Annotated in this window: 23 protein-coding genes and 2 pseudogenes; 12 read left to right on the top strand and 13 right to left on the bottom strand. The window is 73.6% G+C overall.

The annotated features are described in order from the left end of the window. Window positions 1–198: pseudogene (locus ACIRRH_RS21945) on the top strand (IS5/IS1182 family transposase); the annotation flags it as partial. Window positions 199–367: 169 nt separating this feature from the next. Continuing rightward, entirely contained in the window at window positions 368–1,597 is a 1,230-nt protein-coding gene (locus ACIRRH_RS21940) for an FAD-dependent monooxygenase (protein WP_403069867.1), read from the top strand. A 95-nt stretch (window positions 1,598–1,692) separates the two neighbouring features. Here ACIRRH_RS21940 and ACIRRH_RS21935 read toward each other — a convergent pair whose 3' ends face one another. Continuing rightward, complete coding sequence (locus tag ACIRRH_RS21935; protein WP_380769144.1) at window positions 1,693–2,109, bottom strand: VOC family protein; 417 nt, start codon at window positions 2,107–2,109, stop codon at window positions 1,693–1,695. Between the two features lie 5 nt (window positions 2,110–2,114). Beyond that, on the bottom strand, window positions 2,115–2,549 hold the full coding sequence (locus ACIRRH_RS21930) for a helix-turn-helix transcriptional regulator (RefSeq protein ID WP_403069892.1): 435 nt from the start codon (window positions 2,547–2,549) through the stop codon (window positions 2,115–2,117). A 210-nt stretch (window positions 2,550–2,759) separates the two neighbouring features. Here ACIRRH_RS21930 and ACIRRH_RS21925 point away from each other — a divergent pair, with 210 nt between their 5' ends. Next, complete coding sequence (locus ACIRRH_RS21925; protein WP_403069864.1) at window positions 2,760–3,878, top strand: PP2C family protein-serine/threonine phosphatase; 1,119 nt, start codon at window positions 2,760–2,762, stop codon at window positions 3,876–3,878. Window positions 3,879–4,059: 181 nt separating this feature from the next. Further along, complete coding sequence (locus ACIRRH_RS21920) at window positions 4,060–4,638, top strand: carbonic anhydrase (RefSeq protein WP_403069890.1); 579 nt, start codon at window positions 4,060–4,062, stop codon at window positions 4,636–4,638. Between the two features lie 100 nt (window positions 4,639–4,738). Here ACIRRH_RS21920 and ACIRRH_RS21915 read toward each other — a convergent pair whose 3' ends face one another. Next, entirely contained in the window at window positions 4,739–5,332 is a 594-nt protein-coding gene (locus tag ACIRRH_RS21915) for a hypothetical protein (RefSeq protein ID WP_403069861.1), read from the bottom strand. Window positions 5,333–5,663: 331 nt separating this feature from the next. On the opposite strand from ACIRRH_RS21915, the gene ACIRRH_RS21910 reads away from it, so the two are divergent. Beyond that, window positions 5,664–6,389, top strand: coding sequence for a class I SAM-dependent methyltransferase (locus tag ACIRRH_RS21910; protein ID WP_403069858.1), 726 nt, complete (start codon window positions 5,664–5,666; stop codon window positions 6,387–6,389). Window positions 6,390–6,727: 338 nt separating this feature from the next. Here the strand turns inward: ACIRRH_RS21910 and ACIRRH_RS21905 are convergent, their stop codons facing one another. Beyond that, entirely contained in the window at window positions 6,728–10,696 is a 3,969-nt protein-coding gene (locus ACIRRH_RS21905) for a Pls/PosA family non-ribosomal peptide synthetase (RefSeq protein WP_403069856.1), read from the bottom strand. Window positions 10,697–11,229: 533 nt separating this feature from the next. Between ACIRRH_RS21905 and ACIRRH_RS21900 the strand changes: the two genes are divergently transcribed. After that, a complete protein-coding gene (locus tag ACIRRH_RS21900; protein WP_403069853.1) occupies window positions 11,230–11,853 on the top strand; it encodes a histone deacetylase in 624 nt (207 codons plus the stop codon). 141 nt (window positions 11,854–11,994) lie between these two features. Next, window positions 11,995–13,308 (top strand): DUF418 domain-containing protein, encoded by a 1,314-nt coding sequence (locus ACIRRH_RS21895; RefSeq protein ID WP_403069850.1) that lies wholly within the window; start codon window positions 11,995–11,997, stop codon window positions 13,306–13,308. Between the two features lie 66 nt (window positions 13,309–13,374). On the opposite strand, the gene ACIRRH_RS21890 is transcribed toward ACIRRH_RS21895, so the two are convergent. The 3 genes from ACIRRH_RS21890 to ACIRRH_RS21880 are packed head-to-tail and all read right to left on the bottom strand — an operon-like array spanning window position 13,375 to window position 15,985. Continuing rightward, a complete protein-coding gene (locus tag ACIRRH_RS21890) occupies window positions 13,375–13,854 on the bottom strand; it encodes a GerMN domain-containing protein (protein WP_403069847.1) in 480 nt (159 codons plus the stop codon). After that, window positions 13,851–15,308, bottom strand: coding sequence for an ATP-binding protein (locus ACIRRH_RS21885; protein WP_403069844.1), 1,458 nt, complete (start codon window positions 15,306–15,308; stop codon window positions 13,851–13,853). The genes ACIRRH_RS21890 and ACIRRH_RS21885 overlap by 4 nt, the downstream gene beginning before the upstream one ends. After that, entirely contained in the window at window positions 15,305–15,985 is a 681-nt protein-coding gene (locus ACIRRH_RS21880) for a response regulator (protein ID WP_403069841.1), read from the bottom strand. The genes ACIRRH_RS21885 and ACIRRH_RS21880 overlap by 4 nt, the downstream gene beginning before the upstream one ends. Window positions 15,986–16,141: 156 nt before the next feature. Here ACIRRH_RS21880 and ACIRRH_RS21875 point away from each other — a divergent pair, with 156 nt between their 5' ends. Further along, window positions 16,142–17,002, top strand: coding sequence for a polysaccharide deacetylase family protein (locus ACIRRH_RS21875; RefSeq protein ID WP_403069838.1), 861 nt, complete (start codon window positions 16,142–16,144; stop codon window positions 17,000–17,002). A 78-nt stretch (window positions 17,003–17,080) separates the two neighbouring features. Here ACIRRH_RS21875 and ACIRRH_RS21870 read toward each other — a convergent pair whose 3' ends face one another. The 3 genes from ACIRRH_RS21870 to ACIRRH_RS21860 form a co-directional block, all read right to left on the bottom strand. Beyond that, complete coding sequence (locus ACIRRH_RS21870; RefSeq protein ID WP_403069835.1) at window positions 17,081–17,596, bottom strand: SixA phosphatase family protein; 516 nt, start codon at window positions 17,594–17,596, stop codon at window positions 17,081–17,083. 231 nt (window positions 17,597–17,827) lie between these two features. Continuing rightward, complete coding sequence (locus tag ACIRRH_RS21865; protein WP_403069833.1) at window positions 17,828–18,214, bottom strand: DoxX family protein; 387 nt, start codon at window positions 18,212–18,214, stop codon at window positions 17,828–17,830. Window positions 18,215–18,246: 32 nt separating this feature from the next. Beyond that, entirely contained in the window at window positions 18,247–18,723 is a 477-nt protein-coding gene (locus ACIRRH_RS21860) for a carboxymuconolactone decarboxylase family protein (protein ID WP_403069830.1), read from the bottom strand. A gap of 169 nt (window positions 18,724–18,892) precedes the next feature. Here ACIRRH_RS21860 and sigJ point away from each other — a divergent pair, with 169 nt between their 5' ends. Continuing rightward, entirely contained in the window at window positions 18,893–19,846 is a 954-nt protein-coding gene (gene sigJ / locus ACIRRH_RS21855; protein ID WP_403069827.1) for an RNA polymerase sigma factor SigJ, read from the top strand. 138 nt (window positions 19,847–19,984) lie between these two features. After that, a complete protein-coding gene (locus ACIRRH_RS21850) occupies window positions 19,985–20,689 on the top strand; it encodes a hypothetical protein (RefSeq protein WP_403069824.1) in 705 nt (234 codons plus the stop codon). Between the two features lie 7 nt (window positions 20,690–20,696). Here the strand turns inward: ACIRRH_RS21850 and ACIRRH_RS21845 are convergent, their stop codons facing one another. Both ACIRRH_RS21845 and ACIRRH_RS21840 read right to left on the bottom strand, forming a co-directional pair. After that, a complete protein-coding gene (locus ACIRRH_RS21845) occupies window positions 20,697–21,305 on the bottom strand; it encodes a DUF2306 domain-containing protein (protein ID WP_403069821.1) in 609 nt (202 codons plus the stop codon). A gap of 120 nt (window positions 21,306–21,425) precedes the next feature. Further along, window positions 21,426–21,500 (bottom strand): annotated as a pseudogene (locus tag ACIRRH_RS21840) (VOC family protein); the annotation flags it as partial. Between the two features lie 176 nt (window positions 21,501–21,676). Here ACIRRH_RS21840 and ACIRRH_RS21835 point away from each other — a divergent pair. Further along, the gene (locus tag ACIRRH_RS21835) at window positions 21,677–21,997 is read left to right on the top strand and encodes a hypothetical protein (protein WP_403069818.1); all 321 of its coding nucleotides are present in this window, start codon (window positions 21,677–21,679) and stop codon (window positions 21,995–21,997) included. 73 nt (window positions 21,998–22,070) lie between these two features. Here the strand turns inward: ACIRRH_RS21835 and ACIRRH_RS21830 are convergent, their stop codons facing one another. Beyond that, window positions 22,071–22,538: an NUDIX domain-containing protein gene (locus ACIRRH_RS21830; protein ID WP_403069815.1), complete on the bottom strand. Its 468-nt coding sequence runs from the start codon at window positions 22,536–22,538 to the stop codon at window positions 22,071–22,073. A 151-nt stretch (window positions 22,539–22,689) separates the two neighbouring features. On the opposite strand from ACIRRH_RS21830, the gene ACIRRH_RS21825 reads away from it, so the two are divergent. Next, a complete protein-coding gene (locus ACIRRH_RS21825; RefSeq protein ID WP_403069812.1) occupies window positions 22,690–23,913 on the top strand; it encodes an RNA-guided endonuclease InsQ/TnpB family protein in 1,224 nt (407 codons plus the stop codon). Window positions 23,914–23,959: the final 46 nt, after the last annotated feature.

The following is a 23,959-nucleotide window of genomic DNA, read 5'->3' as shown; positions in this document are numbered from 1 at the left end:
GGCAGCCGGGGCGGCCGGCCTGTCAGCCACGACGCCGAGCTCTACAAGGAGCGGAACACCGTCGAGCGCCTTATCAACAAGCTGAAGGCCTGGCGCGGCATCGCCACCCGGTATGACAAGACGCCGGAAAGCTACCTCGCCGGCCTCCACCTCCGCGGCGCGATGATCTGGATCAAGGACCTCACCCGGACCCATTGATCACAACCAAATACACGACCTAGTGCACCTGACGGGCCACCCGCCTGCGCGAATGCTCCCACAGGCCGCCCGACCTGCCGCGAAGCACCCCACCGCACTAGTGCACCAACCTCAAATCCCCCAGCAAAAAGGCTTGTTGGGAATATGCGTACGGCGTACATTCCCCGGCATGGACAACCGCACGACCGACACCGACATTCTCGTCTCCGGCGCCGGCATCGCCGGCCCCGCCCTCGCCTACTGGCTGCGCCGCCACGGCTTCACCCCCACCGTCGTCGAGCGCGCCCCCGCACCGCGCCCCGGCGGGCAGGCCGTCGACCTGCGCGGCGCCGGGCGCACCGTGATCGAGCGGATGGGCCTGATGGAGCGGGCCCGCGCGCTGTGCGTCGAGCAGCGCGGCATGGCCCTGGTCGACCGGCGCGGGCGGACCACCGCGCGGATACCCGTCGAGCTGTTCGAGGGCGAGGGCATCGTCTCCGAGATCGAGATCCTCCGCGGCGACCTCGCCGACCTGCTGCGCGAGGCCACCGACGGCGTCGAGTACCTCTGGGACGACACCGTCACCGCGCTCGACCAGGACGCCGACGGCGTCACCGTCACCTTCGAGAACGCCCCCGCCCGCCGCTTCGCCCTGGTCGTCGGCGCGGACGGGCTGCACTCCGCGGTCCGCCGCCTCGCCTTCCCGGGCGACGGTGCCCACCACCGCCCCCTCGGCGGCTACCACGCCTGGTTCACCGTCCACGACCCCGACCTCGCCCTCGCCCTCGACGGCTGGTTCCTGATGTACAACGCCCCCGGCGGCCTGGTCGCCGGTGCCCGCCCCGGACGGCTGCCCGGCGAGGTCAAGGCCTCCCTCGGCCTGCGCTGCGCACCCCTGGCGTACGACCGCCGCGACACCGCCGCCCAGCGGCGCCTGCTCGCCGAGCGCTTCGCCGGCGCCGGCTGGGAGGTCGACCGGCTGCTCGCCGGGATGCACACCGCCGGGGACTTCGCCTTCGACTCCTTCGGCCAGATCCGCCTCGACCACTACAGCCGCGGCCGCGTCGCCCTGCTCGGCGACGCCGGCTACAGCCCCAGCCCCCTCACCGGCCTCGGCACCAGCCTCGCCCTGGTCGGCGCCTACCTGCTGGCCGGCGAACTCGCCACCGCCGCAGGCGACTTCCGCACCGCCTTCGCCCGCTACGAGGAGCTGATGCGCCCCTACGTGACCCGCGCCCAGGAACTGCCGCCCGGCGGCCTGAACGGCTACGCCCCCGACAGCGCCCTGATGATCCGCCTGCGCGCCGCCTCCATGCGCTGGATGGGCCGCTGGCCGCTGCGCCCCGTCCTGGCCGCCCAGTTCGCCAAGGCCGGCGACATCACCCTGCCCGACTACCCCGTCGCGGCCCGCTCCGCCTGAACCCGCACCCCGCACACCCGTGCGGGCCGGATCGAACGCCCTTGCGCCGCCGGATCCGGCCCGTCCGACCGCCGCCGCGCGCCGACGGCCGGCCGCTACCTCGTACGCGGCTGGTTGAAGCGCAGCATGTTGCCCGACGGGTCGCGGAAGGCGCAGTCGCGCACCCCGTAGGGCTGGTCCATCGGCTCCTGCAGGACCTCGGCGCCGGCCGCCCGCAGCCGCTCGAAGGTGGCGTCGCAGTCGTCGGTGCGGAAGATGACACCGCGCAGCAGCCCCTTGGCGAGGAGTTCGGCAGCGGCCTGACGGTCGCTCTCGGAGGCGTGCGGGTCGGCCAGCGGGGGCTCCAGGACGATCTCGACGCCGGGCTGGTCGGGCGAGCCGACGGTGACCCAGCGCATGCCCTCGAAGCCGACGTCGTTGCGCACCTCGAAGCCGAGGACGTCCCGGTAGAAGGCGAGCGCCCGGTCGTGGTCGTCGACGGCGATGAAGCACTGCGCGAGTTCGATGCTCATGCCCGTCACGCTACGGGAGCACCGGGGACGCCGTCCCGCCGGACGCCCTTCGCCGTCCCCTTCGCCGTCTCCTTCGCCGTCTCCTTCGCTTCCGCGCGCCGCACCGGACGGGTGCGGATCTTGGCGATGCAGGCCGGGATCGCCGCGCCCTCCTCGTGGTCGCGTGCCCGGTAGGCGCTGGGGCTCTGCCCGACCAGCTCGGTGAAGCGGGTGCTGAAGGAGCCCAGCGAGGTGCAGCCCACCGCCATGCACACCTCGGTCACGCTCAGGTCCCCGCGCCGCAGCAGCGCCTTGGCCCGCTCGATCCGGCGGGTCATGAGGTAGCTGTACGGGGTCTCGCCGTAGGCGGCACGGAAGCTGCGCGAGAAATGGCCGGAGGACATCAGCGCGGTGCGGGCCAGCGCCGGCACGTCCAGCGGCTGCGCGTACTCGCGGTCCATCCGGTCCCGGGCCCGGCGCAGCCGCACGAGGTCGTCGAGCGGCACGCGGTTCGCGGGGGACACACGGGAGGGCGGGGACGAGGTGGACACACCGGCCACCGTACCGAGTGCCGCCGACAGGCGGTGTCCCCCGCCCGGCGCAGCCCGCTCGCGCCCGCCCCGCCGCGCCGACCACCCTGGGGAGGAACGATCACGGCGAGAGGGCGGCGGGTGGACAGCAACGGCACCACCCCGCGCGCGCCCGGCAACCGGACGGTGGCGCTCGCCGTGCTGGCCGCCACCGCCGCCGTGCTGCTCGTCCAGGTGGCCAGTGGCACCAGCGCCCGCCTGGTCCTGCAGCTGGTGCTCCTGCCCGCGCTGCTGGCCGGCCTGGGCACCGTCGCGCAGACGGTGGCCGCCTCGGTGTGGGTGACCGCCGTGATCGTGATCCACTCGGTGCTGTTCCCGCCCGGCGACCTGTCGGCCCGCCTGGGCACCCTGCTGGTCTTGATCGCCGCGCAGGCTGCCGTGATCGGACTGTGCGCGCGGCGGGTGCGGCGCGAGCGGCAGCTGTCCCGGATACGGCAGAGTGCCGTCGCCCTCCAGCGCCAGCTGCTGCGCCCGCTGCCCGTCACCACCCCGGACGTGCGCCTGGACGGGCTGTACCGGCCGGTGGAGCAGGACGCCATGGTCGGCGGCGACCTGTACGACGTCGCCGACACCCCGCACGGCACCCGGGTGCTGGTCGGCGACGTCCAGGGCAAGGGCCTGCCCGCGATCGGGACGGGCTTCGCGGTGCTGAGCGCCTTCCGGGAGGCGGCCTTCCGCGAGGCGCACCTGCCCGCCGTCGCCGACGCCCTGGAGGCGGCGGTGGAGCGGCACAACGCCTACGCGGTGCAGAGCGGCGAGCAGGAACGGTTCGTCACCGCCACCGTGCTGTGCGTCCGCGGCCCCGGCGGGGAGGAGGAGCGCTCCGCCACCGAGGTGCGGGCCGTCAACTGCGGCCACCTCTCCCCCTACCTGCTGCACCCGGACGGCCGCGTCGAGCCCGTCCCCCTGGATCCCGGGATCCCGCTGGGCCTCGCCGCGCTGGCCGCCCCCGCCGGCGACCTGCGACCCGTCCGGCGCTTCGCGCTGCCCGGGAACGGAGTGCTGGTGCTGCTCACCGACGGCATCACCGAGGCCCAGGACGCCTCGGGCACGTTCTACCCGGTCGAACGGGGCCTGGCCGACCTCGCCGCCACCCCCGCCGACGCCCTGCCCGAGGCCCTCGACCGACGGGCCCGGCGCTGGAGCGGCGGCCACAGCCGCGACGACGTCACCGTCCTCGCCCTGCGGCGCGCCCCGTGAACCCGGCCGTCCGCACCGTGACCCCCGGCTGCGGGCTCCACCTGCGGCGATCTAGGGTGCTGGCATGATCCCCACACCGATATCCGCGCCCGAGCCCGGCCCGGCCTCCCCCCGGACGGACGGCTCGCCGCAAGGCCCGACGGACGACTTCCTGACCGACCCCGCCCAGGCACTGCGGGTGATGATGGAGGGCAACGCCCGCTTCGTCGCGGGCAACCCCGAGCACCCCAACCAGGACGCCGGGCGCCGCGCGGCGCTCGCCCCGGCGCAGCGGCCCTTCGCGGTGCTGTTCGGCTGTTCGGACTCCCGGCTGGCCGCCGAGATCATCTTCGACCAGGGCCTGGGCGACCTGTTCGTGGTGCGCACCGCCGGGCACGTCACCGGTGCGGAGGCGCTGGGCAGCATCGAGTACGGGGTGAGCGTGCTGGACTGCCCGCTGGTGGTGGTGCTGGGGCACGACTCCTGCGGTGCGGTGGCGGCGGCGCTGGACTCCCTGGAGCAGGGGCAGCTGCCGGGCGGCTTCGTCCGGGACGTGGTGGAGCGGGTGACCCCGAGCGTGCTGTCCGCCAGGGCGGCGGGCATCGAGGACCGGGACGGGATCGTGGACGAGCACATCCGTCAGACCGTGGACCTGCTGGTGGAGCGCTCGCAGGCGCTGGCCGCCCGGATCGCCGAGGGGAAGGTGGCCGTGGTGGGCCTGTCCTACCGGCTGCGCGACGGCCGGGCCCGGCTGGTCGCCACGCAGGGTCCGGTGGGCTGACGGCAGGTCTGCCGCCCGGCGGTCTCGGCGGCCGTCGGCGCCGGGCCGGGCCGCGTCCACGGCCCGCCCCGGCGCACCGCTCACCGCCGTACGCCCCCGCTCACGGTGCGATGGTCGCCCCGCAGGAGTCGCACACCCGCGTCGCGGGCAGCTGGAGGAAGCAGGTCGGGCAGATCGCCGGCGGGCGCGGCGGGGCGGTGGCGGCGGCCTTGCGCTCCACCGAGGCGCGCAGGCGCGGGGCCAGGGCGGGCGTGCCGCCGTCGGCGGGCAGGTCGGCGCCGAAGTGCCGGTAGCAGGCCAGGCGGGCGGCGGCGGCGTGCTGCTCGCGGTCCATCTCCGCGGCCACCGGCGGCTGTCCGGCCACCGCCAGCACTTCCTGGTAGCCGGGGCCGACCCTGCCGTCCGTGGCGTGCACCACCAGGGCGGTCAGCGGTGGGTCGCCGCGCCGGTGCGCCTCGCGGATCACCAGGGACAGCACCTTGCCGATCCAGTGCCGCTGGTTGACCCGGGTGCGTACCCCGGAGGCCTCCTGCACCGCCTCGGCCAGGTCCGCGTAGGTGATCACCGCGTGGTAGCGCCGTGCTACCTCCATCAGGGCGGGGTAGGCCGCCCTGGTCCACACGATGTGTGCCTGGCCGGCGCTGACCGCCGAACCGTCCGACGCCCGCCAGTAGCTGTGCTGCTGCTCCGCCATCCGCCCGCCCCTGTCCGTCTTGTCCGTGTCTGTCCTCCGCAGTCCCCCGCCGGGAGCGAGGCTACCCGGCCCCGGAGCGGCACCCTCGGGCGGGGCCTCGCCTCGGGTGGGGCTTGACTTCAAGTGCTGTTGAAGTCGTGGAATGGGTGCCGACCGCAGCCGTACGGGCATCGCGGTCGATGCCCCGCCCGTACGGACCCCGTACCGGGGCCGGGGCCGCCGCCTTCCCGATCGTGCCGACGGCGGCCCCGGCTCCCGGGCGCCCCGTTCGCCCACGGGTGCGGGCCCTGCCCGGGTGGACGTCGGCAAGGGCCCCGCCTACGTTCGGCCCATGGCTGACGAATGCTTCGGGCACCCGCGGCTCGCCGCGATCTACGACCCGCTGGACCCCGACCGCGGCGACCTCGACGCCTACCTTCGGATGGCGGAGGAGTTCGGGGCGGGCCGGGTGCTGGACATCGGCTGCGGCACCGGGGTGTTCGCGCTTCTCCTGGCCGAGCGCGGGATCGAGGTCGTCGGCGTCGATCCCGCCCTGGCGTCCCTGGACGTCGCGCGCGCCAAGCCGGGCGGTGCGCGGGTGCGGTGGCTCCGCGGTGACGCGACGGACCTCCCGCCGCTGCGGGTCGACCTGGCGACGATGACGGCGAACGTCTCCCAGGCCATCGCCGATCCGCGGGCCTGGCAGGGGACGCTGCGCGGCGCCCGCGCGGCGCTGCGGCCCGGCGGGCGCCTGGTCTTCGAGACCCGCGTTCCGGCCGCGCGCGCCTGGGAGGAGTGGACCCGCGAGCGTTCCCACCGGGTGACGGAGGTCCCGGGTGTCGGATCCGTCGAGAGCTGGGTCCAACTGGTCGAGGTGCACGGGCCTTTGGTGACGTTCCGGTGGACCTGCGTCTTCGCCGCGGACGGGCAGGTGCTGACCTCGGATTCGACGCTGCGGTTCCGGGAGCGGGAGGAGGTCGAGCGGGATCTGCTCGCCCACGGCTTCACGGTGGAGGACGTCCGCGACGCACCCGACCGGCCGGGGCGGGAGTTCGTCTTCGTGGCCCGGCACCCGTGATCCCCCGCCCGTGATCCCCCGCCCCGGGCCCGGGGAGCACCGGACGCTCGCGCGCGGGAAGTCGGACGGGCCGACTTCTCACGCGGGCTCGTCGGATCCCGTGGTCAGGGGCGGAGGAAGTGATGGAGCCGCCGTCGCGCAGGTGGTGCAGGGCGCGCCGGGCCAGGGCGACCTGGCCGAGGAGCTTGCCCTGCATCCCGGCGAGGATCTCCTCGTCCGTCACCGACGCCAGGTCGACCAGCGGGCCGGAGGCGGCGCAGCCAAAGGAAAAGCGGTGCGGTCACGGGTGAGAACCGTGACCGCACCGCGAACTCGTCGCCCCGCGGGAGTGATCCGCGTCACACCGATGCGGTGGCCCGGCGGCGGCGTCGTCCGGCGGGCGGGGTGGGGTCGGCGTTCCAGGCGGCGACGGGGTTGCCGAGCCAGCGGGTGGCGCCGGGGACGTTCTCGCCGCGCATGACCAGGGAGGCCGGGCCGACGGTGGTGCCGGCGCCGAGGGAGGAGTTGAGCAGGACGATGGAGTGCGGGCCGGTGGTGGAGCCGGCGGCGAGGTGGACGGGGCCGAGCCGCATGACGCGGTCGTGGAAGAGGTGGGTCTGCAGGACGGTGCCGCGGTTGACGCTGGCGCCGGCCTCGACGGTGACCAGGTCCGTCTCGGGCAGCCAGTGGGTCTCGCACCACACACCGCGTCCGATGCGGGCGCCGAGGCTGCGCAGCCACGCGTTCAGGTAGGGGGTGCCGGTGATGGCGTGGCCGCCGAAGGGCATGGCGAGTTCCTCGACGAAGGTGTCGTAGAGCTCGTTGCGCCACACGAAGGAGGACCACAGCGGGTGTTCGGCGACGCGGAAGCGTCCGACGAGCAGCCACTTGGCGGCGGTGGTGACGGCGCAGGCGACGACGGCGGCGGCGATCAGCACCAGTCCGGCGGCGCCGAAGGCCGCGCCGATCCCGTAGTCGTCGCGCAGTTCCTGCAGGACCACCAGGACGAGGTCACCGAGCAGGGCGGCGAGGACGATCGGCAGCAGCCGGCAGAGTTCGACGCCGGCGCGCGCCCACATCAGGCGCCGGGGCGGGTTGTAGGTGAGGCCTTCGGCGCCGGTGTCGGCGACGCGGGGCAGGGCGAAGGCGGGGCGGCCGAGCCAGGAGGAGCCTTCGGGGACGTGGGCGGGGGTGTCGGAGAGCACGCCGACCAGGGAGTTGTCGGGCAGGTGGCGGCCGGGGCCGACGATGCCGGAGTTGCCGACGAAGGAGCGGCGTCCGACGTGGGAGGGGCCGAGGTGGAGCCAGCCGCCACGCAGTTCGTAGGGGGCGACGAGGGTGTCGTCGGCGAGGAAGGCGCCGTCGTCGACCCGCATCAGGCCGGGCAGGGCCAGCACGGTGGAGGCTTCGACGCGCCGGCCGACGCGGGCGCCGAGCAGGCGCAGCCACACCGGGGTGAAGAGGCTGGCGTAGAAGGGGAAGAGGGTGCGCCGGGCGGTGTCGCCGAGGCGGCTGACGGCCCAGGCGCAGAAGGCGACGCGGCCGGTGGCGGGGTGGAAGCCGGGGCGCAGCGGGCGGGAGAGGAGGCGGATGAGCAGCGCTATCAGGGCGGCGTAGCAGGCGAAGGCGAGGGCGACGAGGGGGATGGTGGCGGGCAGGAGTTGGACGAGGGCGGCGGACAGGGTGGCGTCGGTGTCGATCATCGGGTAGACGATGAGCAGGGCGGGCAGGGCGGCGATGACCGGGACGAGGCCGAACAGTGCGAACCCGAGGCCGTAGGCGAGGTTCCAGCCGCGGGGGGCGGGGGCGGCGGCGGTGGGCCAGTCGGCGAAGGGCTCGGGGGCGGGGCGGGCCGGGGAGCCGTACCAGTGTTCGCCGGGCGGGACGGTGGCGGTGACGCAGGAGCCGGGGGCGATCTCGGCGCGGGCGCCGATGCGGGCGCCGGGCATGAGGGTGGCGCGGTGGCCGATCCGGGCGCCTTCGCCGATGTCGATGTGGCCGAGGTGGAGGGTGTCGCCGTCGAGCCACCAGCCGGCGAGGTCGACTTCGGTTTCGACGGAGCTGTGGGCGCCGAGGCGGGCGAGGCCGGTGACGGGGGGCAGGGTGTGGAGTTGGACGCCGGGGCCGACGCGGCAGCCCAGGGCCCGGGCGTAGCGGGGGGCCCAGGGGGTGCCGGCGAGGGCGGCGGTGCCGAACATGGTGGTGTAGCGTTCGGCGGCCCACAGGCGCAGGTGGACGTGGCCGCCGCGGGGGTGGCTGCCGGGGCGGATGCCGGCGGTGAGGAGTCGGGCGCCGACGGAGGCGAGCAGGGTGCGGCCGGGGGCGCTGTAGAGGAGGAGGAGTCCTGCGGCGACGGGCCACCAGGAGCTGTGCGGGGCCCAGGTGAGGTGGCCGCCGGTGAGGTTGTCGAGGGCGATCAGGACGAGGATCCAGCGCAGTCCGGCGAGGGTGAACATGCCGAGGAGCACAAGGGTCTGCCAGAGGCCGGCGCTGCGGGGGGTGCGGCGTACGGTGCGGCTGCGGGGCGGCGCCTGGGTGGCCGTCCGTTCGGGTGCGGCTGCCGGGGTGAGGGTGTCGAGGTAGGTGGCGAGGTCGGCGAGGACGGGGTGGGCGTAGAGGTCGGCGACGGAGACGCCGTTGTGGCGGGTGCGCAGTTCGGAGACGAGGCGGGCGGCGGTGAGGCTGGAGCCGCCGAGGGCGAAGAAGTCGTCGTCGGCGCCGGGGCGCATGCCGAGCAGGCGTTCCCAGTGGCCGGCGAGCCAGCCGGCGGTGCCGTCCGGTCTCTCGGCGGGAGGGGCGTCTCCGGTGGTGGCGAGCGGCCAGGGCAGGGCGCCTCGGTCGACCTTGCCGGAGGTGCGGGTGGGCAGGGAGTCGACGAGGGCGAGGACGGGCACCAGCGGGGCGGGCAGGCGTTCGAGGAGCTGCCGGCGGGCGGTGGTGAGGTCGCAGGTGGTGCCGGGCTGGGCGACGAGGTAGCCGACGAGCAGGTCGGCGCCGGCGGGGGTCTTGCGGACGGCCGCGGCGGCGGCGCGGACGTGGGGCAGGGCCTGGAGGGCGGCGTCGATCTCGCCGAGTTCGATGCGGCGGCCGCCGAGTTTGATCTGGTCGTCGGCGCGGCCGAGGAAGACGAGGCCTTCGGGGTCGTTGCGGACGAGGTCGCCGCTGCGGTAGACGCGGGCTGAGGTCAGGGCGGGGTGGGCACTGAACTTCTCGGCGTCCTTGGCGGAATCGAGGTAGCGGGCGGTGCCGACGCCGGTGATGAGCAGTTCGCCGCTCTCGTACCAGGGGACGGGGTTGCCGGCCTGGTCGACGACGGCGATCTCCCAGCCGTCGAGGGGCGCGCCGATGCGCACGGGCTCGCCGGGGAGCATGCGGGCGGCGGTGGCGACGACGGTGGTCTCGGTGGGGCCGTAGGTGTTCCAGAACTCGCGGCCGTCGACGGCGAGGCGGTCGACGAGTTCGGCGGGGCAGGCCTCGCCGCCGACGATGATCAGGCGTACGGCGTCCAGGCATTCCTGCGGCCACAGGGCGAGCAGGGTGGGGACGGTGGAGATGGCGGTGATGCGCCGCTCGACGAGCCAGGGGCCGAGGTCGGTGCCGGCCTTGACCAGGGCCCGGGGGGCGGGGACGAGGCAGGCGCCGTGGCGCCAGGCGAGCCACATCTCCTCGCAGGAGGCGTCGAAGGCCACCGACAGGCCCGCGAGGACGCGGTCGCCGGGGGCGAGCGGCTGCTGCCGGAGGAAGAGGCGGGCCTCGGCGTCGACGAAGGCGGCCGCCGAGCGGTGGGTGACGGCAACGCCCTTGGGGCGGCCGGTGGTGCCGGAGGTGAAGATGATCCACGCGTCGTCGGCCGCCGCGGGCCAGGCGGGGCGGCCGCGGGGACGGGTGGCGTCTGCGGCGTGCAGGCTGCGCCCGGGGCCGAGGACGGCGCAGACGGCGGCGTCCTGCCAGATCATCTCGGCGCGTTCGTCGGGGTCGTCGACGTCCGCGGGGACGTAGGCGGCGCCGCAGCGCATGACGGCGAGGATGGCGATGTAGAGGTCGGCGGTGCCGGAGGGGATGCGGACCCCGACCCGGTCGCCGCAGCCGATGCCGTGGCCGGCCAGCTGCCCGGCGAGGGTGTCGACCTCGCGCAGCAGGGCGCGGTAGTCGAGGACGGTGTCGCCGGTGTCGAGCGCGGGCGCGTGGGGGTACGCGTCGGCGGTGGCGGCGATGATGTCGAGCAGGCTGCGCGGGTGGGCGGGCTGGGCCACCGGCCAGCCCGCCGCGGGGCCCGGATGGGGGCGGTGCAGCGTGCCTGGGCCGGCCGTGTCGTGGCGTGCGTCCATGGATGGGTTTCCTCGGCTCCGGGGTTTCTGGGGGCGCGTACGGGTGTGACGCCGGGTGAGGCCGTTGTCGCCTACGGGGACAGCGCCCACTCACCATGACTCCGCTGGGAGTCGGCTGGATGCAGCGAAGGGCGATCAAAGGAAATTCTCATCATCGATGCCACACAGGGGCGGCAACGGCATGAATCGAAAGATATTTCGTGGGTTTTCGATCGTTTTCGCTGGTGAAGAGTAATCGCCGAATACCGAAGGAGCGCGACGGGAGAGGGAAGAGTGATGAACGGCATGGCGTCCGGAACGGTACCGGTAATGAGGGGGCCGCTGCCGAATCGGGGGGTTCTGGTCGGATCATCGGCCTGTTCACGGTTTTCACATCTTCATGTGGGAGTCTTCCGCACCCCTCACCGCGGCTCCTTCCTGTGAGCGGGCTGGGCAACGGCCCCTCAGGCTGGGATTCCGCTGACGGCGGCGGGGCCGGGAACAGCCCTCAAAGGGCCGAAATTGGCCGGAAAACGGGTCCGCTCGTCTGGTATGTGGCGTACGGCTCGAACCTACACGCCGCCCGTCTGGCCTGCTACTTGCGCGGGGGCCGCCCGAATGGCGGAACGCAGGACTACCCCGGCTGCCGCGACCGGCGCCCGCCGCGCCGGGCGGTGGCCACCGCGCTGCCGGGCACGCTCTACTTCGCCGGACGCTCGCTCACCTGGGGCGGCGGCTCGGCCTTCTACGACCCGGCGGCTCATGGCGATGTCCCGTGCCGTGCCTACCTGTTGACGATCGGCCAGTTCAGCGACATCGCCGCCCAGGAGATGCTCCGCTCCCCCGGCACCGACCTCGACCTCACCCCGGCCCTCACCACCGGACGCGCCGAACTGGGCCCGGGCCGCTACGAAACCCTGCTGCACGTCGGCGAGTTGGACGGGCACCCGCTGCTGACCTTCACCGCGCCCTGGGGCGTGGCCGGCGCCGAACTCAACGCCCCCGCCCCGCCCTACCTGCGCACCCTGGCCGCGGGTCTGGCCGAGTCGCACGGCTGGGGCCCCTGGCGCTCGGCCGGCTACCTCGCCACCCGCCCGGGCGCGTCCGGGCACTGGACCCCGCAGGCGGTGGCGGCGGTGCTGGACCCGCCCACCCCCCTGTCACCGCGATCCGGCTGAGCGACCACCTCGCCGGTCCGCGCCGGCTGACCCCGCCCCGTCGTGGTCGGGTCTGTGACACAACGGTCATGTTCCGGGAGAGGCGGGCTGGTACCGGATTCCTAGCGTGGCGGCTCCTTGATGTCGTTCGAAGGAGTTGCCGTGATCACCGAACCGATGGCGGGGCGCGCGCCGCAGGCCGCCCGACGCCGGGAGCGCGCGCGGGAGGCGGCCCCACGCGGGCGCCTCCTGGCGGTCGACGTACTGCGGGCCCTGGCGATCCTCGGGATGGTGTGGATGCACTTCGGGCCGACGGGATGGCTGGAGCCAACGCCGCCGGGGCACGCCTGGCCCGGCGCGTTGGAGTGGCTGAACGGGTTCCTCGACACCCGCGCCCGCAGTGTCTTCTTCCTGTTGGCGGGTGTGTCGGTCGCGCTGATGACCGGCGGCGCCCGGCCGTTCGACCGGGCCGCGATGCGACGGGCCCGCGGCCGGATCGCCGTACGGGCCGGGGTACTGCTCCTGCTGGGCCTGGGACTTGAGCAGGTGTCCGGGAAGCCCAACATCATCACCGCCTACACCGGCTGGCTGCTGTTCCTGCTGCCGTGGACGCGGGTGCGGGCGCGCCTGCTGTTCGCGGCGGCGGGGGTGTTCGGGGTGGCGGCGCCGGTGTTCCAGATCTCCCGGGCGAACCGGGGTCAGGACTGGGGCTTCCTGCCTCCGGTGGGGCCGGGCGCGCCGGAACTGCCGCACGGGCTGGCGGTGCTGGTGCACCCGGGCGACTGGCTCGCGGTGTTCCAGTCGTACGTCTTCAACGTGGACACCTTCTACGCGCTGCCGCTGCTGCTGGCCGGTCTGGCGATCGGCCGGCTGGACCTGCGCGAGCGCGCGGTGCGGGTGCGGATGGCGGTCACCGGTGCGGGGATCGTGGTCGGCGGCTGGGTGGCGTCCTGGATGCTGCTCGGCCCGCTGGGGCTGGGCACGGCGATCGACCGGTTCCAGGAGGCCCTGATGGCCCCGCCTCCGCCACCGCCCGCGGACGGTGCCGTGCCGGAGCTGCCGCCCCTGCCCGAGGTGCCGTGGGCGCAGCTGTGGGCGATGTCCAAACCGGGCCCGGGCATCGCGGAGTACAGCGCGCTGCAGGTCCTCTGGATGGTCGGCCTCTGCCTCGCCCTGCTCGGCGTTCTGCTCCTGCTGACCGAACGGGGCCTGGGGCAGCGGGTGTTGTGGCCGCTGGCCGCGACGGGCGGGATGGCGATGACCTGGTACTTCGTCCAGGACGTGGTCAGCAGCCGGTTCCTCGGCCAGGGGCCGGGCGGCTTCGGCCACGCACCGCAGTCCCTCGTCCCGTACGCGTTGTTCGTGCTGGCGGCACTGGCCGGCTCGGTGCTGTGGCGGCGCTTCTTCCGCCGCGGCCCGCTGGAGGCCCTGGTGCACAGGGTCACCACGACGACGGTGCCGCGCCGCGAGGGCTGAACCGGGGACGGACCGACGGGCCCGGTGCGCGTGCCTCGCGTACCGGGCCCGTCGGCGTGGTGGCGGTCAGCCGGCGCGATGGAGGTCGCACTGCTGCTGGATGGCGGAGGGGGCGTCGCTGCTGACGATGGCGACCTTCGGCACGGGCCCGGTGGTCGGGGCGTCCTCGGTGGTGCAGACGAGTTGCTGGATGGCGGGCGGGGACAGCGAGGCGGCGGGCCAGGACAGGCGCAGGGTGACCACACCAGGGGTGGCGGTGGCCTGGACGCTGCCGGAGGCGGGCAGGTCGCTGTAGAGGCCGGAGCGGGTCTCGGCGCTGTCGGGGCCGTCGAGCAGGGTGTTCAGGGTCTGCTGGAGGTCCTCTCGTTGGCCGCCGGGGCGGATGGCCAGACGGGTGCCGTGCTGGTCGAGGAAGTAGAGCCGGGTGCCGGGCTGGATGCCGGTGGCCGGCTGCCCGCTCTTCACCGGGCCGGTGCCGGGGATCGAGCAGCCGGTGGCCAGCAGGAGCAGTGCGGTGCCGGCGGCGAGGCGGTGGCGGGCGGTCACTGGGCCTCCGTGAGGATGCCGCGGGGCAGGACGAGGGTGAACACCGCGCCGCCGTCGGGGGCGTTGGCCGCATCGATGAGGCCACCGTGCAGGCGGGCGTTCTCCTGGGCGATGGCGAGGCCGAGGCCGCTGCCCTCGGAGCGTTTGCGGGCCTTGTCGGCCTTGTAGAAGCGGTCGAACAGGTACGGGAGTTCTGCCGGTGGGATGCCGGTCCCGCGGTCGGTGACGGTGAGCACGAGGTCGTCCTCCGTTGACCGTACGGTCAGCCGTACGGGCGGGTGGCCGTGCCGCAGCGCGTTGCCGACGAGGTTGGCGACGATGACGTCGAAGCGGCGCGGGTCGAGCCGCACGGGCAGGGCGGCGGGCAGGTCGAGTTCGACCCGGTCGTTCCAGCCGCGCAGGTCCAGGGTCTCGCGGACGGCGGTGGCGGCGTCGACGGTCTCGGTGTGCAGCGGTGCGGCGCCGGCGTCGAGGCGGGAGATCTCGATGAGGTCGTTGACCAGCCGGGTGAGGCGCGTGGTCTCGTTGCTGATCATGCGCAGGGCGGCGGCGGTGTCCTCGGGGAGGTGTTCGGCGTCCTCGTCGAGGATGTCGGTGACGGCGAGCATCGCGGCCAGCGGGGTGCGCAGTTCGTGGGAGACGTCGGCGGCGAACCGCCGGCCCTGGGACTCGATGGCACGCAGTTCCTCGATGGTGCCCTGGAGGGTGCGGGCGGTGTGGTTGAACGTCTTGGAGAGCTGGGCGAGTTCGTCGTGCCCGGTGACGGTGAGGCGGGTGTCGAGCTTTCCCTGGGCAAGGGCGTGGGCGACGTCGCCGAGGGCCCGGACCGGACGCAGGACCTGGCGGGCGGCGAGCAGGGCCAGGCCTGCGGCCAGGACGGCGGCGAAGGCTCCGGCTCCGGCGGCGGCCGCGAGCAGGGCGTTCGCGGCGCTCTGCTCGTGGTCGAGCGGGAGAAGTGCGTAGACGGTGAGCCCGGAGGGGGCGTGCGGTGCGGCGGCGTCGGTGACGGGAACGCCGGTGGCGAGCCAGGGGTGGCCGTCGGCGGTGAAGCGCTGGAAGGCTGCGTGGCCGGCGTTGACGGTCTTCTCCAGGGCGGGCGGGACGGTGACGGGCTGGGTCCACTGGGAGTGGTCGTTGCCGTGGGCGGCCAGGACGCGCCAGTCGCGGAAGCCGCCGGTGCCGGACAACTGTCCGGCCAGACGGTCGAGTTCGCTCCGGGTCGGCGGGAACGGCAGGGAAGGGGCGAGGGTGTCGACGCGGCGGCGCAGCTCGTCCAGGGTGGTGTCCTGGGTCAGTTCCAGGGTGGAGTTGGTGGCGGCCCGGTAGGTGAGGGCGGCGGTGGCCAGCGCGCTCAGCGTGGCGACGGCGACGAAGGCTGCCAGCAGTCGCGGCCGCAGCCCGGCGACGGCGCGGCGCAGCCGGGTCCGGCGTGGGAGGGGTTGCCGGGGTGTCACAGCGGCCCGAAGCGGTAGCCGAAGCCCCGTACCGTCTGGATGTAGCGCGGTGAGGAGGGGCTGTCCTCGATCTTGGCGCGCAGCCGGTTCACTCCGGCGTCGACCAGGCGGATGTCCTCCTGTCGTCCCAAGCCCCAGACGGATTCCAGGAGTTGCTCGCGGCTGAAGACCCGTCCCGGGGCGGCGGACAGCTCCAGCAGCAGCCTCAGCTCGCTGGGTGCCAGCGGCAGCGGGGCTCCGCGTTTGGTGACGGTCAGCGCCGCCCGGTCCAGCACCAGGTCGCCGTGTGCCTCCCGCTCCGCCTCCGGGCCGGTGCCGCCCGCGCGGCGCAGCACGGCGCGGATCCGGGCGTCCAGGACGCGGGACTGCGCGGGCTTGACCACGTAGTCGTCGGCTCCGGCCTCCAGGCCGAGGACGGTGTCCAGGTCGTCGCCGAGTGCGGTCAGCATGATCACCGGGGTCGGTCCGGCCTGGCGCAGCCGTCGGCACACCTCGAAGCCGTCGATGCCGGGCAGCATCAGGTCCAGCACCACGAGCTCCGGCGGCTCCTGCCACGCGCGCTCCAGCCCCTCCTCGCCGGAGGCGGCGGTGCGCACCTCGTGGCCCTGGCGGCGCAGGCCCAGTGCCAGCGCCTCCCGTACGGAGTCGTCGTCCTCGATCAGCAGTAGCCGTGCCATGCCAGCCAGTATCCGGTCCCGATCTGCGGGAATGTGCCCGCAGCGCGGGGGTGGGGCGGGTTGTTGCGAAACGCTCATATGCAGATCACAGGGCCCGTAACCGTGCGGCGGACGGTGGTGGACACCGGCACCCGAACCCAGACGAGGAGTACCGCCGTGCGAAACCACCGCGAGCCCGCCCCGACCGACGAGACCCCGACCGACGGGACCCCGCGCAGCCGGTACCCGCGGACGGACCGGGTCGGACGGCCGGCCCGGCCGTCCCGACGCCGCAGCACGGTCCTGGGCCTGGCGGCGCTGGGTGCGGCGGCCCTGACCATGCTGGGCGTCGCCGGTGCGGTGAGCAAGCCCTCCGTGCCCGCCGCCGCGACCGACACGGCCTCGGCCCCGGACCCGGACCTTCCGTCGCCGGTGGTGGACATGAGCATCTCCCGCCTGTCCGAGGACCCCGGCAGGACCGTCAACCTGACCATCGACGACGGCCCCGACCCCCGGTGGACCCCTCGGATCCTGGACGTCCTCGCGAAGAACGGGGCCAAGGCCGTCTTCTGCATGCTCGGCCCCAACGCCCGGGCCCACCCCGACCTCGCCCGGCAGGTCGTGGCCGCCGGCCACCGGCTGTGCGACCACAGCGTGAGCCACGACACCGCGATGGACCACAAGGACGTCGCGTACCAGGAGAAGGAGATCGTCGACGGCCTGCGGATGATCCAGGAGGCCACCGGCGGCGCCCCCGTCCCGTACTACCGCGCCCCGGGCGGCGCCTTCACCCCCGAGAGCCGCCAGGTGGCCGCCGCCCACGGCATGCGCCCCCTCGGCTGGAACGCCGACACCCGCGACTTCGAACGCCCCGGCGCCGAGAAGATCGTCGAGACCGCGAAGGCCCAGCTGAGCATCGGCCCCACCGTCCTCCTCCATGACGGTGGCGGCGACCGCGCCCAGACCCTGGAAGCCCTGGAGCAGCTCCTGCCGTGGCTCAAGGACAACGGTTACACCTTCAGTTTCCCCCGCCGGTGACCGGCCGCCGGCCGTGCATGCGGCGGGCGCCGCCCGGCGAACTTTCGGGCGGCCGTGCGGTGTTCGGGCCGGCGGGCGTCAGGCGTGGGGCGTCCAGAAGGCGGTGAGCCGGCCGACGCCGTGCTCGACGGACTTCCAGTCCCCTTCGAACGTCAGGACGGCGGTGGCCGAGGTCGGGAAGCCGGAGCGCATCCGCGCCAGCGCATCGCCCACGGCCTCGCCGGCCAGGGCGTCGGCCAGCGCGTGGATGCCGGGGTTGTGGCCGACCACGACCAGGTCCCGCACCTCGTCGGACACCTCGTTGAGGAGCGCGATGAGCTCGCCGAGGCTCGCGTCGTACACGCGCTCCTCGAAGACGGTCCTCGGCTCGGCCGGGAGTTCGGCAACCATGAGCTTCCACGTCTCGCGGGTGCGCGCGGCACTCGACACGAGCGCCAGGTCGGGGGTGATGCCGCTGCCGGCCAGCCAACGACCGGCAACCGGTGCGTCCTTGCGGCCCCGATCGGCGAGCGGACGCTCGTGGTCGTCCACATCGGGATGCGCGGACTTGGCATGGCGGACCAGGACGATCCGACGCGTCGTCTCCTCGGGCATCGGTCTCTCCCTCTCAGAACATCGGTCAGGCACGGGACACGAACAGCAAGGATCGTGACAGCCCGTGCCCGCGCCGACGTCCGTCGACCGGGATGCGCCGGTGATGTTCACCCGTGCGGGTGACGGACCGGACCGCTTCCGGCCGGGGCCGCTCGGCGGTGCGGCGCCGCGAAGCCGCGGCGGCCGTACCGTCGAGCGACCCCGGTCTCCCCACCGTCCGCACCCGGACGGTCAGTTGAGGAAGGGCTCGGGTCCGAAGCGCCCCCAGGCGACGAAGGCGGCCAACAGGATGTAGACCGCGTCCACCGCCACCAGCTTGTACTCCCGGCGGCGCCGCCGCACCGCCGCCGCCCCGGCCATCAGCAGCACCAGCCCGACGGCCGCCAGCGGCACGAACACCGGCGCGATGCCGAGCACGGCGGGCAGCACCAGCCCCACCGCCGCCAGCACCTCGACGGCGCCGATGGCCTTCACCCCTCCCGCACTGAAGTCCTCCACCCAGCGGCCGCTGGACCCGGCGGCGGCGATCCTCTCCTTCGGCGCGACCACCTTGAGCGCGCCTCCCAGCAGGTAGACGGCGGCGAGCAGCCCGGCGACGATCCACAGTGCGACGTTCACGGCGCTCCTCCTTCCCTTCTCGGATACGCAGGTCAGTGGTGGTACATGCCGACCTCGTAGCCGCCGCCGGGCTGGTGGATCATCACATTGCCCCGGTTGAAGGCGTTGATGATCGCGATCACGCAGACCAGCGCCGCGAGCTGCTCCTCGTCGTAGTGCTTGGCGGCGTTCGCCCACGCCTCGTCGCTCACCCCGCCGGCTGCGTCCGCGATCCGGGTGCCCTGCTCGGCGAGTTCCAGCGCGGCGCGCTCGGCGTCGGTGAACACGGTGGCCTCGCGCCAGGCGGAGACCAGGTTGAGGCGCACCGGGTCCTCCCCGGCGTGGACGGCCTCCTTGTAGTGCATGTCGATGCAGGCGCTGCAGCCGTTGATCTGGCTGGCGCGCATCCGTACCAGCTCCTGGACGGTGTACGGCAGGCTCGACTCGGCGATGGGCTTGTTGGCCGCGATCAGGTGCTTGAAGACCTTGCTCAGGACCGGGTTGGTGAAGACGTTGAGGCGGGGTTCCACGGTGTGCTCCTCGGTCGGTGTCCCGTTGTTGCCCTTGAAGACAGGACAGCCCGCCGCTCTGTGACATCCCCCGCCGCCCGGGCGCCGTGACCTGCGCCACACCCACCCGCCCGTGGGCCGCCGCCGGCCTCGGATAGCCTGCTCGCCACGGTCAGGAAAGGGGGATTCCATGACGGGATCAGCGGATTCGGCGGATGTGGCGGGCGCGGCCGGGTACCGGCCGCTGCTGTTCTCCATCGCCTACGGGTTGACGGGTTCGGTCGGTGACGCCGAGGACCTCGTCCAGGACACCTTCCTCGGCCTCGCCCGCGCCGCCCGGGCCGGCACCGCGATCACCGACCCCAAGGCGTACCTCACCACGGCCGTCACCCGGCTGGGCATCAACCACCTCAAGTCCGCCCGGGTGCGCCGCGAGGCCTACGTCGGCGAGTGGCTGCCCGAGCCCGTCGTCTCCACCGCCGAGCGCCCCGGCCCGGCCGAGCACGCCGAGCTGGCGGACACGCTGTCGATGGCGTTCCTGGTGCTGATGGAGGCCCTCTCCCCGGTCGAGCGCGCGGTGTTCACGCTGCGTGAGGCGTTCGGGTACGGCTACCCGGAGGTGGCGGAGATGGTCGGCAAGAGCGAGGCGAACTGCCGCCAGATCTTCGCCCGGGCCAGGAAGCGCCTCGCGCCCGCAGCCGCCCCTGAGGACGGCCCTGCCCTGCCGGTCCCGGCCCGCCGCGCGGAGGGCGACGAGCTGGCCCGCCGCTTCTTCGAGGTCGCCGAGGGCGGGGACCTGGACGCCCTGCTCGGCATGCTCGCCCCCGACGTGGTGCTCCAGGGCGACGGCGGCGGCAAGGCCCGCGCGCTCGCCCACTGCCTGACCGATCCGCGCCGCGTCGCCCAGATGCTGATCGGCGGCCTGCACCGCATCCGCCGTCTGGGCGCGTGCCTCGTCCCGGCCCGGGTCAACGGCCGCCCGGGCGCGGTGGTGTACGACGCCGGGCAGCGCGTGGCCAGCGTCATCGAACTGGACATCGACGCCGACGGCGCGGTGCGGGCGGTCCACGCCGTGTCCAACCCCGACAAGCTCGCCCACCTCGGCCCGGTCTCGGACCTCGGGCTGCTGCCGGAGCCGAATTGACCCCGTCCCGGTGCCGGTGTTGGTGTTGGTGCCGGCCACGATCCAGGAGCTACAACTCGGGCGGAGGAACACCGCTGCCCGGCCGGGCCGGTGGCTATACTCCCCCATTCGATCATGAAGGCCATCTGCGGGGGAAACATGAGCAGCCGTCATCTGAGCCAGTTCCGCCAGTTCAACGCCGCGGCACGCGTCATCGGCCGGCGCAACGCCCTGCGCTACCTCGCGCTCGGCATGGGCGCTTCGCTGGTCGCCGCCTGCGGGGGAAGCAGCGGCGGCAGCACGGGGAGCGGTGACGGCAAGGCGGCGGCCGGCGACGCAGGAGCGCCGACGGCCGCCGCTCCCGGCAGCTCCGACCCGTCCGCTGGAGGTGCCGGCACCTCCGCCGTGCCGTCCGCCCCCGCCGCCAAGCCCACCGTCGGCGAGCGCATCTTCGACGCCTTCGTGACCGGCACCTGGACGATCGAGTCCACCAGCACGCGCGGCGACAAGGCCCATGGCAAGATCACCATCGAGTCCGGCGGCCGCAACGGCGGCTGGACGCTCGTCTGGGACGACCTCGACGGCAAGCCCGCCACCTGGCGCGGCAGTCTGCTGCTGCGCGGCGGGCACCTGTCGCTGAGCTTCTTCGAGGGCCCCAAGAAGCTGATGAACGCGCGCCCCGAGGCCCTCCAGGTCCCGGACACCGTGGGCGACACCGTCCAGCTGACCTTCCCCTGGGCGCCGCCCGGCGCCACCGCCGCCAGCAGCAAGGACAAGCTGGACGTCAGCTACTCGAACAACGTCCTGCGCATCGCCCACACCTCGGGCGGCAAGCCCACCACCCACGTCTGCACCCGCGTCTGAGCGCCGGTCATGCCGCCGCGATCGCCGGGCGGGTACGGGTGAACCAGCAGGCCAGCAGGAGGTTGGGCACCCAGCACAGCCAGGCGATGGCGGTGTAGGAGGTACGGAAGTCCAGGTGCGCGGCGGCCGCGGCGAGCAGCATGAGGCGCAGGGTGACGGCGGCGAAGGTGAGCGCGAAGCTGCGGATCATCCAGCGGCGGTGGTCGATCACCCGGCCGTCCAGGATCGCCCGCAGCCCCGCGCCACCGGTCACCAGCCAGGCCACCGCCAGGCAGGCGAAGCCGACCCCGGAGACGGCACCCCCGTACGCGACCGGCGCCAGCAGCAGCGCCCCCACCCCGCCGACCAGACAGGCCAGCAGGTAGGTGACGCCGATCCGGCGGTGCCAGCGCGGCCGGCGCTCGCGCAGGCGGCGGGAGAACTGCCACGGCCCGACCGCCAGGGCCGTGATCGCCCCGAAGACGTGGATGCCGAGCGGGACTTCGTGGCTCAGGTACGTGGCGCGCTGGCGCTCGAAGAACACCGCCGGGTCGAAGCTGACGTACTTGGCGGAGATGACGACGATGAACACGGAGAGCACCGTCATGACGGCCCAACCGGCCCGCGTGATGCGCATGGGTCGAGTCTCGGGCCTCCCGGTCCTGGCGGGCATCCGGGTCAACCCCGAGAAGCACCCCCCAGAGAACCCTCATCTCCCTTTCCAGGGAGGGGAGATGAGGGCATCGGACGGTTCGGGTCAGGCGGGCTTCCCGAGCTCGATCCGGTTGCCCTCGGGGTCGGCGACCCAGCCGAACCGGCCGACGCCTGCCATCGAAGCTCGACCATTGGTCAGCGCACGAATCCCTTCGGGTGAACCACCGGGCCTACGGTGGAAACCGGTCCCGGACCGGGGTAACCGGTCACCGGGAGTGGCGAGACACCGACCGGTTCGAGGCCTCGGGACTCCCACCGACGCACCCCCCTCGTGAACCCAGTACGGGAGTCCCCATGCGCATGCGCTTCAGCCCCCGCGCGGCCCTCGCGGTCACCGCCGGCGTCCTCGCCCTGTCCTTCGTCAACGCCTCGACCGCCTCGGCGGCCCCCGGCGTCGTGATCATGGAGAAGGGCGACCAGTTCCGGCAGGTCCGCGACCCGGAGGCCGGCCGGTGCTACCCCGGCCTCGGTCCCGACACGGCGATCGCCAACCGGACCAGTGGCACCATCCTGCTGTTCCCCGACGGCAACTGCCTGACGAGGATCCTCAACCCCCTGGGGCCGGGCGAGTTCCGCCCGGACGAGAACGTCGGCAGCTTCCTGGCCCTGGACTGACCCCCACGCCGCCCGCTCCGGCGGGAACACCTCGGCCCGGTGCGGAAGTCCGCGCCGGGCCGAGGCCTGTTGGTCACGCGGCGCGCTGGCCGTGCAGAAGGACGGGCAGGGAGCGGTTGGCGAGGGCCTCGGCGGCGCGGGCGGCCTGGGAGGGGGCCATGAAGTCCGGCAGGTCGAGGGCGGGGACGAAGCGGGCGCCGAGCAGGCCGCTCCTGCGCTGCGACGGGACGGTGATCCGGGTGCTGTCGGGGACGGTGCCGCCGTCGAAGACGAGGTTGAGGCGTTGCAGGTAGCGGTCGGCGGGGGTGAAGTCGACGGCGAGGATGTCGGTGAGCCGCACGATCAGTCCGGTGTCCGCGTGGAGGTGTCGGGCGGCGGCCAGGTGCGGGGGCTCGTTGGGGCGGGCGGAGCCGCCCGGGAGGATCATGCCGTCCATGTAGTCCGGGTCCACGAGGAGGACGTCGCCTCGCTGGTTGCGGACCAGGGCGAGGCAGCCGAGCCGACAGACGGGGGGCTTGGCGAGCAGGCGGGGGTCTTGCATGAGGGTGTCACCAGATCTCTCCTAGGATGCCCCCGGCTTCAGCCGGGGGAGGAATGGGGGACTCGGAGCCGCGCGGCGGCGGAGTTCTCTGTGCGGCTGTTCTGGCCTGCACTTTCTTTCGTTGTCAGTGGGTCCTGTTAGGTTGCGGAGCATGACGGCACCACAGGTCGCGGAGGGCGCCGGGCATGCCCGGTACACCTATCGGCTTCGTGTGTCGTCGACCGCGTGCGCGCTGTTGGACGCGGAGTGGGGCCGGTGCCGGTGGGTGTGGAACGAGTGTGTCCACATGTCGCGGAAGATCCATCTGCACAACCGGGCCGACGTCGAGAACAAGCGCACCTGCGGGCCGGCCGACCTGGACAAGCTCCTGACCCGGGCGCGCGGCGCGATGGCGTGGCTGCGTGAGGGCGCGTCGGTCCCGCAGCAGCAGACCATCCGGGACTTCGCCACGTCCCGCGCCAAGGCCCTCAAGGACATCAAGGCGCAGCTGCCGATGCGTCGGCGTGCCGGGATGCCGAAGCCGAAGAAGAAACGGGAGTCGCGGCCGTCGCTGAACTACACGCGGCGCGGTTTCCGGATCAAGGACGGCCGGCTGCACCTGGCGGGCGGCATCGTGGTGACGGTGGTGTGGTCCCGCGACCTGCCGTCCGACCCGTCCAGCGTACGGGTGTACCGCGACGGTGTCGGGCACTGGTACACGAGCTTCGTGGTCCCCGCGGTCGTCGAGCCGCTGCCCGCCACCGGCCGCGTCATCGGGATCGACTGGGGTGTCAAGGAGATCGCCACGACGACCAGCGACGCCCACGACCTTCCCCATCCCCGGCACGGGAAGAGCGCCACGCGGAAACTCGCCCGCTACCAGCGGCGGATGGCCCGACGGCGTCAGCCGAAGGGGAAGGCGCAGACCAAGGGCTACCGCAAGGCCCAGCGGCAGGCCGCCAGGCTCCACAGGAAGGTCGCGAACCAGCGCCAGGACACCGCCCGCAAGTGGGCCAAGTCGGTTGTGCGCGACCACGATGTGATTGCGGTGGAGGACTTCCGGCCGAAGTTCCTCGCCAGGACCAGCATGGCCGGCAAGGCGGCCGACGCCGCGATCGGCGCCACGAAGGCGGCGCTGGTCGAGATGGCCCGCAAACACGGACGGACCGTGCACCTGGTCAACCCCGCGCACACCACGACGGACTGCGCATACTGCGGTGCGAGAGCCAAGCACCGCCTCCCCCTCTCCGAGAGGACCTATACGTGTACCGCGTGCAGAGCCGTATCGCCTCGCGACAAGAACTCCGCACGCGTGATGCTCGTCCGGGCTGGTCTCAACCCGGCTGGTGCTGATCGTGGAAGACCTGAACGCCCACAGGGCGATCAGGCAGCGTGAGCCAGAAATCCCCTCCCCCTCAGGGAGGGGAGGATGTCAATTTCTC

This window comes from Kitasatospora sp. NPDC101235 (genome assembly GCF_044767505.1).
Lineage (GTDB): Bacteria > Actinomycetota > Actinomycetes > Streptomycetales > Streptomycetaceae > Kitasatospora.
Note: the sequence above shows the minus strand (reverse complement) of the source record. Positions and strands in the feature narration are given on the sequence as shown.

What these genes read in the sequence shown, in the direction of transcription:
- ACIRRH_RS21940 (WP_403069867.1), top strand. Translation starts at nt 368, where the DNA reads ATGGACAACCGCACGACCGACACCGACATTCTCGTCTCCGGCGCCGGC.
- ACIRRH_RS21935 (WP_380769144.1), bottom strand. Translation starts at nt 2,109, where the DNA reads ATGAGCATCGAACTCGCGCAGTGCTTCATCGCCGTCGACGACCACGAC.
- ACIRRH_RS21930 (WP_403069892.1), bottom strand. Translation starts at nt 2,549, where the DNA reads ATGGACCGCGAGTACGCGCAGCCGCTGGACGTGCCGGCGCTGGCCCGC.
- ACIRRH_RS21920 (WP_403069890.1), top strand. Translation starts at nt 4,060, where the DNA reads ATGATGGAGGGCAACGCCCGCTTCGTCGCGGGCAACCCCGAGCACCCC.
- ACIRRH_RS21915 (WP_403069861.1), bottom strand. Translation starts at nt 5,332, where the DNA reads ATGGCGGAGCAGCAGCACAGCTACTGGCGGGCGTCGGACGGTTCGGCG.
- ACIRRH_RS21910 (WP_403069858.1), top strand. Translation starts at nt 5,664, where the DNA reads ATGGCTGACGAATGCTTCGGGCACCCGCGGCTCGCCGCGATCTACGAC.
- ACIRRH_RS21905 (WP_403069856.1), bottom strand. Translation starts at nt 10,696, where the DNA reads ATGGACGCACGCCACGACACGGCCGGCCCAGGCACGCTGCACCGCCCC.
- ACIRRH_RS21880 (WP_403069841.1), bottom strand. Translation starts at nt 15,985, where the DNA reads ATGGCACGGCTACTGCTGATCGAGGACGACGACTCCGTACGGGAGGCG.
- ACIRRH_RS21870 (WP_403069835.1), bottom strand. Translation starts at nt 17,596, where the DNA reads ATGCCCGAGGAGACGACGCGTCGGATCGTCCTGGTCCGCCATGCCAAG.
- sigJ (WP_403069827.1), top strand. Translation starts at nt 18,893, where the DNA reads ATGACGGGATCAGCGGATTCGGCGGATGTGGCGGGCGCGGCCGGGTAC.
- ACIRRH_RS21850 (WP_403069824.1), top strand. Translation starts at nt 19,985, where the DNA reads ATGAGCAGCCGTCATCTGAGCCAGTTCCGCCAGTTCAACGCCGCGGCA.
- ACIRRH_RS21845 (WP_403069821.1), bottom strand. Translation starts at nt 21,305, where the DNA reads ATGCGCATCACGCGGGCCGGTTGGGCCGTCATGACGGTGCTCTCCGTG.
- ACIRRH_RS21835 (WP_403069818.1), top strand. Translation starts at nt 21,677, where the DNA reads ATGCGCATGCGCTTCAGCCCCCGCGCGGCCCTCGCGGTCACCGCCGGC.
- ACIRRH_RS21830 (WP_403069815.1), bottom strand. Translation starts at nt 22,538, where the DNA reads ATGCAAGACCCCCGCCTGCTCGCCAAGCCCCCCGTCTGTCGGCTCGGC.
- ACIRRH_RS21825 (WP_403069812.1), top strand. Translation starts at nt 22,690, where the DNA reads ATGACGGCACCACAGGTCGCGGAGGGCGCCGGGCATGCCCGGTACACC.